The organism is Nocardia sp. NPDC050378 (genome assembly GCF_040655675.1).
Taxonomy (GTDB): Bacteria; Actinomycetota; Actinomycetes; order Mycobacteriales; family Mycobacteriaceae; genus Nocardia; species Nocardia coubleae.
The window spans coordinates 26358-39321 of the sequence record NZ_JBFAKI010000022.1 but is presented as its reverse complement, the minus strand read 5'-3'; the positions used below and the strand labels follow the sequence as shown (position 1 = coordinate 39321).

Sequence of the window (12964 nt, the reverse complement as noted above, 5' to 3'; positions counted from 1 at the left end):
GGGCAGAGCGAGTCGACTCGGCGCACTGTTCCGCCATGGCTGGACGGATCAAGCGCGGCGAGGTGCCGCGCTCACCGCTTGGCCTGCCAATACGGCAGCACGGTGCCGTCGGCCAGCTTTTCGAAGGCCGCGCGCACCGACAGGTCGATGGCGACCTCGGCCGGGTCGATGCCGCGCAGTTCGCCGAGCATCCGCACGCCTTCGTCGAGTTCGACGAGCGCGACCACGAACGGCAGCTCCCGGCCGGGCACCTTCGGCGCGTGATGCACGACGAAGCTGAACACCGTGCCGGTGCCCGCCGCGACGACGTAATCGGTCGGCTCGGCCTTGTCCTGCCACAGCGCCGGAATCGGCGGGTGCCGCAGGGTGCCGTCGGGCAGACGCTGGATGCGCAGTTCACCGGCTTGGGTTCCGGCCCAGAAGAACTCGGTGTCGCGGGAGATCACCGGACCCACCCGATCGGCGGGCGCGACCTCGACCGCGGCCGTCGAGGTGGCGGCGGCATCGACGGGCGCGGGGACGGCCGGTGCGTATTTCAGGATCCGGAACAGCATTTCGGTGACCACCTCGTCGCCGACCGTCCAGGCGGTGGTGAAGGTGAGGAACCAGCCGTCACCGAGCCCGGTTCGCTTGGGCCCCTTGAACTCCGAGAGACGGCTGGTGACCGTCACCTCCTCGCCCGGACGCAGGTACCGGTGGTAGGTCTGCTCGCAGTTGGTGCCGACGACGGAGGTGTAGCCCGCCGCGTCGAGCAGTTCGTTGACGCGGCCGATGGGATCGTCGGCGGCGCGCGAGCCGTGCAGGCCGGTCATCGTCCAGACCTGCGCCATGGCGGGCGGGGCGACGATGCCGGGATGACCGGCGGCCTTGGCGGCGACCTCGTCGACATAGATCGGGTTGGTGTCGCCGATCGCCTCCACCCAGTTGTGGATCATCGGCTGGTTCACCGGGTCGCGGCCGACGCGGGGAGCACTCTCCCCCGCCGCGACCAGCGCGGTCAGCCCCGCGTGGATATCCTCGGGCACAGCAGTTTCCGGCACACGCCGCTCCTGTTTCATCGGGGCACGCGCGGCAGTTCCAGGCCGGCCGAGGCCACCAGTTCGCGCATGATCTCGTTGACGCCGCCACCGAAGGTGACGACGAGGTTCTGTTTGGTCCGCCGGTCGAGCCAGGCCAGCAGTTCGGCCGTGTCGGGATCGGCGGGGTCGCCGTAGCGGCCGACGACCTCCTCCACCAGCCGACCGGCCTCCTGCAGGGCCTCGGTGGAGAACACCTTGGTAGCCGAGGCATCGGCGATGACCGTGTTCTGCGCGGCGGCCGGATCGGCGGCGGCGACCTGCCAGTTCAGCAATTCGTTGAGCCGCACCATGGTTCGCACCCGGGCGAGCACGCGGCGCACATCCGGCCGGGTGAGCAGCTCGCGCGCCGCCGACCAGTCACGCAGGCGGTCGTAGAGCTGTTCGATCTTGCCCGACGGGCCGAGGCTCACCCGCTCGTGATTGAGCTGGGTGGTGATCAACCGCCAGCCCCGGTTCTCCTCGCCCACCAGCATGTCGGCGGGCACCCGCACGTCGTCGAAATAGGTGGCGTTGGTGTGGTGGGCGCCGTCGCAGGTGATGATCGGCGTCCACGAATAGCCGGGGTCCTTCGTATCGACGATGAGGATCGTGATGCCGCGGTGCCGGGCTTCGACCGTGCCGGTGCGGCAGGCCAGCCACACGTAATCGGCCTCGTGGGCACCGGTGGTGAAGATCTTCTGCCCGTTGACGATCCAGTCGCCATCGCCGTCACGCACGGCGGTGGTCCGCAGCGCGGCCAGGTCGGTGCCCGCCGAGGGCTCGGAGTAGCCGATCGCGAAATGGATGTCGCCGGAGAGGATTCCGGGCAGGAACTTCTTCTTCTGCGCATCGGTGCCGTACTTCTGCAGGGTCGGGCCGACGGTCAGCAAGGTCACCAGCGGCAACGGCACATCGGCGCGCACCGCCTCGTTGAAGAAGATCTGCTGTTCCATCGGGCCGAAACCCTGGCCGCCGAACTCCTTCGGCCAGCCGACACCGAGCCAGCCGTCGCGGCCCATCCGGCGAACCACCTCGCGGTAGGCGTCGCCGTGGCGATTGACCGCCATCTCGGCGTGCTCCTCCGGCGTGACGAGATCGGCGAAATAGGAACGCAATTCCTCGCGCAACCGCCGCTGTTCGGCGGTCAGATCGATGAACATCTGGCTCCCAGGAGGTCGAGCCGCAGATCCGCGCCGCCGAGCAGCCGCGCGAGATCCTTGGCCTGTGAGTAATACCGGTGCATCGGGTGGGTGATGTCGACACCGAGCCCGCCGTGCAGGTGATGGCACTGCTGCATGGCACGCGGCACCTGCGCCGCCACCCAGTACGCGAGCACGGCGAGGTCTTCGTCGATGCGGTCCTGATGCTCGGGCGAGGCGTCGTTCTGCGCCAGGGCCCAGCACGCCGACTCGGCGGCCACGTGCAGGGTGCGCGACACCACGTACAGGTCGGCGATCTGCTGGGCCACCGCCTGGAATTCCGCCAGCGGCCTGCCGAACTGCTCCCTGGTCCGCACGTGTTCGGCGGTCAGGGTCACCGCACCCTTGAGTAGTCCGTCGGCCACCGCGCCGAGGCAGGCGACGGCATAGCGGTGCAGGCCGGGCAGCGCGTCGGGCAGGAGCTGCTCGGCGGGGATCTCCACCTCGTCGAGGACGAGCGAGGCCTCCGGAACGCCCGCCGAACCGGTCACCGGGATCACCTCGAGGCCCGGAGCGACCCCGTCGACCAGGGCGACCCCGGCATCGGTCGGCACCAGGATCCAGCGTGCCTGTTCGGCGTAGAGCACGCCGGTCTTGCGGCCGGTGACGCGCACGGTGTCGCCGTCGCGCACGGCCTTGGTCGTCGGTGCGGTGGTGAACGGCGCGCCCGGTTCGTTGAGCGCGGCCGTGAGCACGGTGCCCTTGCCGATCTCGGCGAGCACCCGTTCGGCCAGGTGATCGGGCAGCACCGGCAACAGCGGAAGCACACCGAACCCGAAGGTCGGCAGTGCGGGCACCGCCGCCGCGTCGGTGGCCAGTTCCATCAGCAGGGCCGCCACCTCGGGCAACCCCATTCCGTCACCGCCGAACCGCTCGGGCACGGGGACCGCGAGCAGGCCCGAATCGATGAGACTCGGCCACAATTCCATGTCGCGGGCAGGCTCACGTTCGAGCAGGCTCACGACAACCTCGGCTACGGCATCGGCACTTTCGTCGCGGGTGAAATCCACGGCGTCCTCCTTCGAGCTAACTGTCCGCATCGCGCGGCATGCCGAGAATCCGTTCGGCCGCCACGGTCAACAGGATCTGCTCGGTACCGCCCGCGATGGAGAGACAGCGTGTGAGCAAGAATTCTTTCAGAACGTCGCTATCCAGGGAACCTTCCCGACCGGAAAGTTCCAGTGCATATTCCGCGAGCTCCTGCCGGTACCGGACGCCGACCAGTTTTCGGACGGCCGCCTGGGCGCCCGCATCGGCTCCGGCCACGGTGGCCGCCGCGATCCGCTGATCCAGCAATGTGCCAGCAATCGAGGTGGTGATCAGGGCGCCGAAATGATCCTCGCGCAATTCTGTTCCCCATCCACCGGGCGGGAAACCGGCGATCAGCGCTTCCAGCGCGCCACCGATCCCGCCGCCGCCCATGGCGACCCGCTCGGCCGACAGGGTGGCGCGGGCGATCTTCCAGCCGTTGTTCAGCGCGCCGACCAGGCAGTTGTCGGGCACGAACACGTCGTCGAGGAACACCTCGCTGAACTTCTCCTCGCCGGTGATCTGCACCAGCGGGCGCACCTCCACACCGGGGGCGCGCATGTCGACGAGGAAATAGCTGATACCGCGATGCTTGGGTGCGGACGGATCGGTGCGGGCCAGGCAGATGCCCCAGTTAGCGGTGGCACCCAGCGAGGTCCACACCTTCTGACCGCGCAGCACCCATCCGCCCTCGACCCGCTCGGCGGAAGTACGAAGGGCAGCCAGGTCGGACCCGGCGCCCGGCTCGCTGAACAGCTGACACCAGATCACCTCGCCGTGCAGGGTCGGCCAGACGAAGCGCTCGATCTGCTCCTCGGTACCGAAGCGAAGCAGGGTCGGCACCGCCCACCCGGCGACCGCGAGGTCCGGGGTTTCCACCTCGGCGCGGCGCAGTTGCTCGGCGATCTGCAGGCAGGTCATCGGATCCGCGCCTCGCCCATAGGGTTTCGGCCAGTGCGGCATGATCAGGCCCGCGTCCGCCAGCGCGCGCGGGCGTTCGGTCTCCGCAAGCGCGGCGATGGTGGCGATCTCGGCCGACAACGCGGTGTCGCCCGCCGCGTCACCGAGGACGCGCTCGGCGCCGGTGGTCCTGCGCTGCCCGTCGCGGGTGAGTTCGGTGACCCGGGCCCGCCAGCGCGCCGACCCACCGAGCAGCTGTCGCAGCGAGCTTGCCCGGCGCAGGTAGAAGTGCGCGTCGTGTTCCCAGGTGAAGCCGATGCCGCCGAGCACCTGGATGGCGTCCTTGGCGGTGTCGACGGCCGCGTCGAGCGCGCAGGCCGCGGCGACAGCGGCCGCGATCGGCAGCTCTTCGCCACCGGCGTCGAAGGCATCGGCGGCATCGGCGGCGACCGCGCGGATCAGTTCGGTGCGGCACAGCATCCAGGCGCACAGGTGCTTGATCGCCTGGAAGCTGCCGATCGGCTTGCCGAACTGCTCGCGCACCTTGGCGTAGTCGACGGCCGTTCGCAGGCACCAGCCGGCCAGCCCGGCCAGTTCGGCGGCCGCGAGGGTGACGAACAGATCGGTGACGTCGAACGACGGCGCGAAACCCCGTTCGGCGGTGGCACTCTCGGCGGTCACCCGGGCGAGCGGCACCGTCGGATCACCGCCGGACAGCGGCGTGATCGTCGCGTCGGTGAGCACGAACCAGCGGGTGCCGTCGGCGGTCTCGGCAGGCACGAGCACCTGCGTGTCCGCATCCGCCCCATAGACGAATTCCCAAGTGCCGCTGACCTTCCAGCCTTCGGCATCCGAACCCGTCGCCGCACCCGACGACGCATCGGGCAGCGCGACGCCACAGGGCGTCCCGTCGGGCGCGCCGGTGACCAGACCCGCCAGCGCGGTGGCGAGCACCGGACCGCTCACCAGGTCGTCGGCCGTCTGTTCCAGCAGTACGGCGAGGTCGGCGACGGTGCCGCCGAGTCCGCCGTGATCGTCGTCGAGCGCTACCTGGAACAACCCGAACTCGGCAAGTGCGGGCCAGCACTCGCGCCAGCTACCGCCCGCCCGCATTGTTGCAATCGGCGCCGCCGAGCTCGCCCAGCTCCGCAGGGAGGCCGCGGCGGCTTTATGCTCGTCAGTGGTGGCGATGGTCACAAGAAAAACCGCCCTTCCGGCGTGGCTCCCACTCCTAGAACATGTTCTAATATCCGGGGTGGGTGTAAGTCAAGAGACCTTCACCGGCAACCATGTTCTCCTGCCGTACTCAGCGAAAGGGTTTCCACGATGGACAGTCCCGCACCAACGCCCACCGTGACGACACTGTCCGAAGAGGAGCTGAGTTCCACCGCGCAACGGGAACGCCGCAAGCGCATCCTCGACGCCACCCTCGCGCTCGCCTCCAAGGGCGGCTACGACGCGGTGCAGATGCGCGCGGTCGCCGAACGCGCCGACGTGGCCGTCGGCACCCTCTACCGCTACTTCCCCTCCAAGGTCCACCTGCTGGTGTCCGCCCTGGCAAGGGAATTCGAGCAGTTCGAGAGCAAGCGCAAGCCGCTGGCGGGCGACGGCCCGTCCGAGCGCATGCACGGCCTGCTCACCCAGATCACCCGGATGATGCAGCGCGACCCGCTGCTCACCGAAGCCATGACGCGCGCGTTCATGTTCGCCGACGCCTCCGCCGCCGCCGAAGTGGACCGCGTGGGCAAGGTGATGGACCGGGTGTTCGCCCGCGCCATCGCCGACGGCGAACCGACCGAGCGTCAGCTCGCCATCGCCCGCGTGATCTCCGATGTGTGGCTGTCGAATCTGGTGGCCTGGCTCACCAGGCGCGCATCTGCGACCGACGTCACCGAACGCCTCGAGCTCACCGTCGACCTGTTGCTGGGCGATCGCGGATAACCCCTGCTTACCCGTCGGTACGGCCGGACGAGGACCGACGGGATTAGCCGCGAGGTCGCGGACTACCCGGACGACACTCGTGCGCACAACCCGCCGCGCCGCTCGCGCGCGAGAATTGACCCAGTATTGTTTTTGGCGCCCCCTGATCCACTCCTCCCATCACTAGGTTGGATGCGTGAGCGCACAGGAACTGCCCTTGGATGTCCGCCGTGCACTGGCGTCGGTCGCACGAGTGCCACGGCTATTGGTCGCCTCGGACTACGACGGGACAATCGCCCCGATCGTGTCCGACCCGTCGAAAGCGTTTCCCCAACGGGAATCGGTGAGTGCGCTACGCGCGCTCGCGGGGCTGACCAATACGACGGCAGCGGTGATCTCCGGCCGAGCTCTGCGCGACCTCGCCGCGCTGTCGCGGCTCCCCGTAGAGGTGCAACTGATCGGTAGTCACGGCTCCGAGTTCGATGTCGGCTTCGTGCACGCCATCGACAACGACGCCAAGCAACTGCTCTCCGAGATCCACGCCGCCTTCGCCCGGATCGCCGCCGACAACCCCGGCGTCACCGTGGAGATGAAACCGGCGAGCGCCGCACTGCACGTGCGCAACGCCAGCCCCGAAATCGGCAGGCGCGCACTGAATGCCGCGCGCCAGGGCCCGGCGTGCTGGGTGGGCGTGCAGGTCACCGAGGGCAAGGCGGTGATCGAACTCGCGGTGATCCCCACCGACAAGGGCACCGCGCTCGACACCATCCGGCACCAGGAAAGCGCCTCGGCCGCAGTGTTCTTCGGCGACGACGTCACCGACGAGAAGGCCTTCCGCGTGCTGTCGGGGCCCGACGTGGGCATCAAGGTCGGCGAGGGCGAGAGCCTGGCCAAGCTGCGCGTCGACTCCACCGAGGACGTGGCGCGCGCACTGGCCTTCCTGGTCGAGGAGCGGCGCACCTGGCTCGCCGGTGCGAGCGCACCGCGTATCGAGCGGCTGAGCATGCTCGCCAGCCCGCGCTCGGTCGCCCTGCTCACCCCCGACGCGACCGTCACCTGGTTCTGCCACCCCGAACCCGATTCGGCGGCGGTGTTCGCGCACCTGCTCGGCGGGTCGGCGGCCGGTCACTTCTCGGTGGCACCGGAGCGACCGAGCCTGCCGCTGTCGCAGCGCTATGTCGACGGCACCATGACCGTCGAAACCCGCTGGGCCAGTCTGCAAGTGGCCGACTACCTGCCCCACGACGTGACCCCCAACCGCACCGATCTGACCCGCGTCATCACCGGTACCGCCAAGGCCGTCGTGCACTTCGCGCCGCGGCCGGAGTTCGGGCAGGTGCCGGTGCGAATCGAGGCCGTGCACAACGGGCTTCGGGTGAGCGGCACCAACGATCCGATGGTGCTGCGCTCCCCCGGCGTGCAGTGGGAGATCACCTCCGACGGCATCAGCGAGCAGGCGCGGGCCGTGGTCGATCCGGCCGTGGCGCCGGTGATTCTCGAATTGCGCTGCGGTACGGCCGATCTCGCGCCGTCGATGACGCCGGAGTCGCAGCGTCGTCAGCTGGCCGAGAAGTACTGGACCGAGTGGGCCGCCGGCCTGCAACTGCCGCCGCTGAAGCCCGATCTGATGAAGCGTTCCGCGCTGACCCTGCGCGGGCTCGTACACCGGCCGTCGGGGTCGATCCTGGCCGCCGCTACCACCTCGCTGCCCGAGGACATCGGCGGCGTGCGCAACTGGGACTACCGCTACTGCTGGCTGCGCGACGCCTCACTCACCGCGCAGGCACTGGTGACGCTCGGCTCGCTCACCGAGGCCGAGGAATTCCTGGACTGGGTGCACAAAGTGCTCGCCACCCTGCCCGGCCCGGAGCGGCTGCACCCGCTGTACACGATCTACGGCGAGACCCTGCCGCCCGAGGCCGTCATCGACCTGCTGCCCGGATACGCCGGTTCGCGGCCGGTGCGCGTGGGCAACGCGGCCAATATGCAGGTGCAGCTCGATGTGTTCGGCCCGATCGTCGACCTCATCACCACCCTGGCGCAGGAACGGGAACGCCAGGGTGCCACCGACGCGGCCAAGGCACTGCCCGACGCCGACTGGGAACTGGTGCACGCCATGGTCTCCGCGGTGCAGCGGCGCTGGACCGAACCCGACCACGGCATCTGGGAGATCCGCGGCAACCCGCGGCACCACGTGTACTCGAAGGTGATGGGCTGGCTCACCGTCGACCGCGCGCTCACCCTCGCTCAGCGTTTCGATCGCGCCATCGATCCCGAATGGGTGACCCTGCGCGACACGATCGCCGAGGAGGTGAAGGCCAAGGGCTGGAACGAGGAGGTGCAGTCCTACACCGCGGCCTACGACGGCACCGATCTGGACGCGGCCACCCTGCACATCGGCCTCAGCGGCCTGATCGACCCCGCGGACCCGCGTTTCGCGGCGACCGTCGTGGCCACCGAGGCCGAGCTGCGCAGCGGCGCGACGGTTTACCGCTACCACCACGACGACGGGCTGCCCGGCGGTGAAGGCGGTTTCCACCTGTGCGCCGCCTGGCTGGTCGAGGCCTACCTGTTGATCGGTCGCCGTTCCGACGCCGAGGCACTGTTCACCCAGCTCGTCGCCGCGGCGGGCCCGACCGGCCTGCTCAGCGAGGAGTACGACCCCGTCGCCGAGCGCTCCCTCGGCAACCACCCGCAGGCCTACAGCCACCTCGGTCTGCTGCGCTGCGCCCAATTGCTCAGCGCTGCCCGCCTCCCCGTGACATCAGGCCAGATCTAGGCGCGGGGATGCGGTAGGCAGACGGCCGACGTTCTCCATAGGGGAACGTCGGCCCGTGCCCGATGAATTACCCATGTACTTGCGAAACAGGGGCGGCAGTCCGGTGGCCTCGTTCACGGCCCAGCATCATTCCTGCTAATCTAAAACGGTAACGATTTCCATTATGATCTGACGCACAACCGTGTGTGGTCCGGTCGTGGTTTGCCCCAGGAGTCCCGCGTGAACAGTCGAATCGCCCGTGCCTGTGCCGGCCTCACGGCGGGAGTGGCGGTCGCCGCCGTCCTGACGGCCTGCGGCGGTGGCTCCGAGGAATCCGGCACTCCCTCGATCGTGGCGTCCACCGATGTGTGGGGCTCGGTCGCCAGCGCGGTCGCCGGACCGGACGCCCAGGTCAGTGCCATCATCACCGATCCGGCCGCCGACCCGCATTCGTTCGAGACCTCGGCGACCGATACCGCGAAGATCAGCGATGCCGAGCTCGTGGTGTTCAACGGTGGCCACTACGACGAGTTCATCGAGCAAGCCATCTCCGGTAAGGACAAGCGGACCGTCGAGGCGTTCGAGCAGCGCACCGACAAGAGCGACGAGAACGAGCACGTCTGGTACGACGTCACCACCGTCGCCGCCGTCGCCGACCGCATCGCCGCCGAACTCGGCGAGATCGACGCGCCGCACAAGGACGCCTACACCGAGCGTGCCGTCGCCTTCAAGAACCAGCTGATGGGCATCAGCACCATCACCGGCGCCATCGCGGCGCAGACGCCGAACGCGGCCGTCGCCCAGTCCGAGCCGCTGGCGCACTACCTGCTGCTGGCCGCCAAGGCACAGGACAAGACTCCGCACGAATTCCAGGAAGCGATCGAGCAGGAGACCGACCCGTCCCCGGCCGCCGTCGCCGCCACCCGCGACCTCATCACCGGCAAGCAAGTGAAGGCGCTGATCTACAACACCCAGACCCAGGACAAGGTCACCCAGGACCTGCGCGCGGCCGCACAGGCTGCCGGTGTGACGGTGGTCGAGGTGACGGAGACGCTGCCCGAGGGTGTCGACTACGTGCAGTGGCAGACGGCCAATGCCAAGGCGCTGGCCGCGGCTCTGCGCTGACGCTCGAACCCGATCGAGGACCTCATGACCGACGCAACCGCCCTGTCGGCGCCCGGCACAACCGGCGCGTCTGCCGCAGGCGTGGCAGACGCGCAAGCGGATCCGGCGATCCGGTTGCGCTCGGCCACGATGTCGTTCGGCGAACGCACTCTGTGGAGCGACCTCGATCTCGAGGTTTCCCCTGGTGAGTTCATCGCGGTGCTCGGCCCGAACGGGTCGGGTAAGACCTCGCTGTTACGAGTGCTGCTCGGCACGCTCGGGCTTACCGCGGGCAGCGCGGAGATCGCCGGACGGCGAGCCGGGGTGGGCAATCCGGGTATCGGGTACATCCCGCAGCAGAAGACGATCGACGCCGGAGTGCTGTTGCGCGGCGTGGATCTGGTCGGACTCGGCGTGGACGGACACCGCTGGGGGCTCGGGTGGCGCAAACGCGGGAAACGGGCCGAGCAGGTCGAGGCCGCCATCGCCGCGGTCGGCGCGCAGAAGTTCGCGCATGCCCCGCTCGAATCGCTGTCGGGCGGCGAGCAGCAGCGGTTGCGGGTGGCCCAGGCGCTCGTCGGCGACCCCTCGGTACTGCTGTGCGACGAACCCCTGCTCAGCCTCGACATGGCCAACCAGCGCCTCGTGGCCGAACTGATCGACAAGCGCCGCCGCGAACACGACACCGCCGTGCTGTTCGTGACCCACGAGCTCAATCCGATCCTGCCGCTGGTCGACCGGGTGCTGTACCTGGTCGACGGCGAGTTCCGGATCGGCACACCCGACGAGGTGATGACCTCGCAGACCCTCTCCGAGCTCTACGGGACCGAGGTGGAGGTACTGCGGGTGCGCGGGCGGCTCGTGGTCGTCGGCACCGGTGACGATATGGACGCGCTGGCCTGATGGACAAGCTCACCAAGGTGCTCACGTCGATGTTCGACATCGGCACCACCGCGAACCTGCTCGGCTACGACTTCGTCCAGCAGGCGCTGCTCGCCGCCGCCCTGCTCGGCCTGCTCGCCGGGCTGATCGGGCCGCTCATCGTGGCCAGGCAGATGTCGTTCGCCGTCCACGGGACCAGTGAACTGTCGCTCACCGGCGCGGCGGCGGCGCTGCTCGTCGGCGTGGGTGTCGGGTTCGGTGCCATCGCCGGATCGGTGGTCGCGGCCGTATTGTTCGGGTGGCTGGGTTCGCGTGCGCGCGAACGTGATTCGGTGATCGCGGTGGTGCTCTCGTTCGGGCTCGGCCTGTCGGTGCTGTTCCTGTGGCTGTCCCCCGACCGCGCCGGATCGAAGTTCTCGCTGCTCACCGGGCAGGTCGCCAGCGTCGGCTACGACGGGCTCGCCCTGCTGCTCACCTGCACCGCCGCCGTGCTCGCCGTGCTCGCCGTGGTGTACCGGCCGCTGCTGTTCGCCAGCGCCGACCCCGAGGTGGCGGTGGCGCGCGGAGTGCCGGTGCGGGCGCTGTCGGTGGTGTTCGCGGTGCTGCTCGGCATCACCGCCGCGTTCGGCGTGCAGATCGTCGGCGCGCTGCTGGTGCTCGCCCTGCTCATCACCCCGGCCGCCGCGGCCGCGCAGGTGACGTCGAGCCCCCTGCGGGCCACCGTTCTCTCGGTGGTCTTCGCCGAGGTCGCCGCCGTCGGCGGGCTGCTGCTGTCGCTGGCGCCCGGCGTGCCGGTGTCGACCTTCGTCACCGGCATCTCGTTCGCCATCTACCTGGTGTGCCGGGTCGTCGGGCACCGGCAGCGCAAGCTCGCGCCCGTGCGCTGAAATCGCCACGGACCGCGCACGGCAGCGCGATGATTCATCCATGATCGATTTCTCGGTGCCGGAGGATCTGGCCGCCCTGCGCGATCGGGTGCGCGCGTTCGTCGTCGACCGGATCGTGCCGTTCGAACGCGATCCGCGGCTCACCGCGCACGGGCCGACCGACGAGTTGCGAGCCGAACTCGTCGAGCTGGCACGGGCCGAGAAGCTGCTCACCGTGCAGGCGCCCGTCGAGTACGGCGGGCTCGGGCTCAGCCACGTGGAGCAGGCGCTGGTGTACGAGGCGGCCGGGTGGTCGACGCTCGGGCCGGTCGCGATGAACTGCGCGGCGCCCGACGAGGGCAACATGTATCTGCTCGGCAAGATCGCCGACCCCGAACAGATCGACCAGCATCTGATGCCGATGATCCGAGGGGAACGGCGCTCGGTATTCGCCATGACCGAACCGGGCGGAGCTGGTTCGGACCCCGGGCAACTCAGCACGCGGGCCGTGTTCGACGGCGAGAACTTCGTGATCGACGGGCAGAAATGGCTCATCACAGGTGCCGACGGCGCCGCGACCTGGATAATCATGGCCGACCTTGCCGAGAACCCGCACCTGCCCGCCGGGCCGACACTGTTCCTCACCGAGGCCGACACGCCGGGCATCGTCATCGAGCGGATCATGAACACGATGGACCGCAACTACGTGGGCGGGCACGCGGTGGTGCGGTTCGAGAATCTGACGCTGCCACCGGATGCGGTGCTCGGCCGCACCGGTCAGGCCCTGCGCTACGCCCAGTTGCGCCTGGCTCCCGCCCGGCTCACGCACTGCATGCGCTGGCTCGGCGCCGCCGAACGCGCGCAGAGCATCGCCCTCGACCACGCGCGCACCCGCACCGCCTTCGGCAAACCCATCGGGCAGCACGAAGGTGTGTCGTTCATGTTGGCCGACAACGAGATCGCGCTGCACCAGTGCCGGCTCACCATCTGGCACACCTGCTGGCTGATGGACCAGGGGCAGCAGGCCAGGCACGAATCGTCGATGGCCAAGTCGTATGTCTCCGAGGAACTGTTCAAGGTCACCGACCGGTGTGTGCAGGTGCTCGGCGGAATCGGGATCAGCGACGAGACCGTGGTGGAAATGCTGTTCCGCGACATGCGCGCCTTCCGGCTCTACGACGGGCCGACCGAGGTCCACAAATACGCGATCGGCAGACATCTGGTCGGCCGCTAGTACCATTCGATCCC

Annotated in this window: 10 protein-coding genes; 6 read left to right on the top strand and 4 right to left on the bottom strand. The window is 69.1% G+C overall.

The window, feature by feature from the left end; translation table 11 throughout:
- Window positions 1–71: 71 nt before the first annotated feature.
- From AB0I35_RS29675 to AB0I35_RS29660, 4 genes are read right to left on the bottom strand one after another with little or no spacing between them, the layout of a single operon-like run.
- Window positions 72–1040, bottom strand: coding sequence for a MaoC family dehydratase N-terminal domain-containing protein (locus AB0I35_RS29675; protein ID WP_357399622.1), 969 nt, complete (start codon window positions 1038–1040; stop codon window positions 72–74).
- Window positions 1041–1054: 14 nt separating this feature from the next.
- Complete coding sequence (locus tag AB0I35_RS29670; RefSeq protein ID WP_357399621.1) at window positions 1055–2218, bottom strand: acyl-CoA dehydrogenase family protein; 1164 nt, start codon at window positions 2216–2218, stop codon at window positions 1055–1057.
- Entirely contained in the window at window positions 2203–3267 is a 1065-nt protein-coding gene (locus tag AB0I35_RS29665; RefSeq protein WP_357399620.1) for an acyl-CoA dehydrogenase family protein, read from the bottom strand. The genes AB0I35_RS29670 and AB0I35_RS29665 overlap by 16 nt, the downstream gene beginning before the upstream one ends.
- A 16-nt stretch (window positions 3268–3283) precedes the next feature.
- Window positions 3284–5383, bottom strand: a complete 2100-nt coding sequence (locus AB0I35_RS29660; RefSeq protein WP_357399619.1) for an acyl-CoA dehydrogenase — start codon at window positions 5381–5383, stop codon at window positions 3284–3286.
- Between the two features lie 129 nt (window positions 5384–5512).
- On the opposite strand from AB0I35_RS29660, the gene kstR reads away from it, so the two are divergent.
- From kstR to AB0I35_RS29630, 6 genes are all read left to right on the top strand, one after another.
- Window positions 5513–6127 carry a cholesterol catabolism transcriptional regulator KstR gene (gene kstR, locus AB0I35_RS29655; protein ID WP_067495630.1) on the top strand — a complete coding sequence of 205 codons (615 nt, stop codon included), beginning with the start codon at window positions 5513–5515 and terminating at the stop codon, window positions 6125–6127.
- 175 nt (window positions 6128–6302) lie between these two features.
- On the top strand, window positions 6303–8885 hold the full coding sequence (otsB, locus tag AB0I35_RS29650; protein WP_357399618.1) for a trehalose-phosphatase: 2583 nt from the start codon (window positions 6303–6305) through the stop codon (window positions 8883–8885).
- Window positions 8886–9104: 219 nt separating this feature from the next.
- The gene (locus AB0I35_RS29645; protein WP_357399617.1) at window positions 9105–9989 is read left to right on the top strand and encodes a zinc ABC transporter substrate-binding protein; all 885 of its coding nucleotides are present in this window, start codon (window positions 9105–9107) and stop codon (window positions 9987–9989) included.
- Between the two features lie 129 nt (window positions 9990–10118).
- Window positions 10119–10871 carry a metal ABC transporter ATP-binding protein gene (locus AB0I35_RS29640; protein WP_357399666.1) on the top strand — a complete coding sequence of 251 codons (753 nt, stop codon included), beginning with the start codon at window positions 10119–10121 and terminating at the stop codon, window positions 10869–10871.
- Entirely contained in the window at window positions 10871–11737 is an 867-nt protein-coding gene (locus AB0I35_RS29635; RefSeq protein ID WP_357399616.1) for a metal ABC transporter permease, read from the top strand. Before AB0I35_RS29640 ends, AB0I35_RS29635 begins: the two co-directional genes overlap by 1 nt.
- Before the next feature lie 40 nt (window positions 11738–11777).
- Window positions 11778–12950: an acyl-CoA dehydrogenase gene (locus AB0I35_RS29630; RefSeq protein ID WP_357399615.1), complete on the top strand. Its 1173-nt coding sequence runs from the start codon at window positions 11778–11780 to the stop codon at window positions 12948–12950.
- Window positions 12951–12964: the final 14 nt, after the last annotated feature.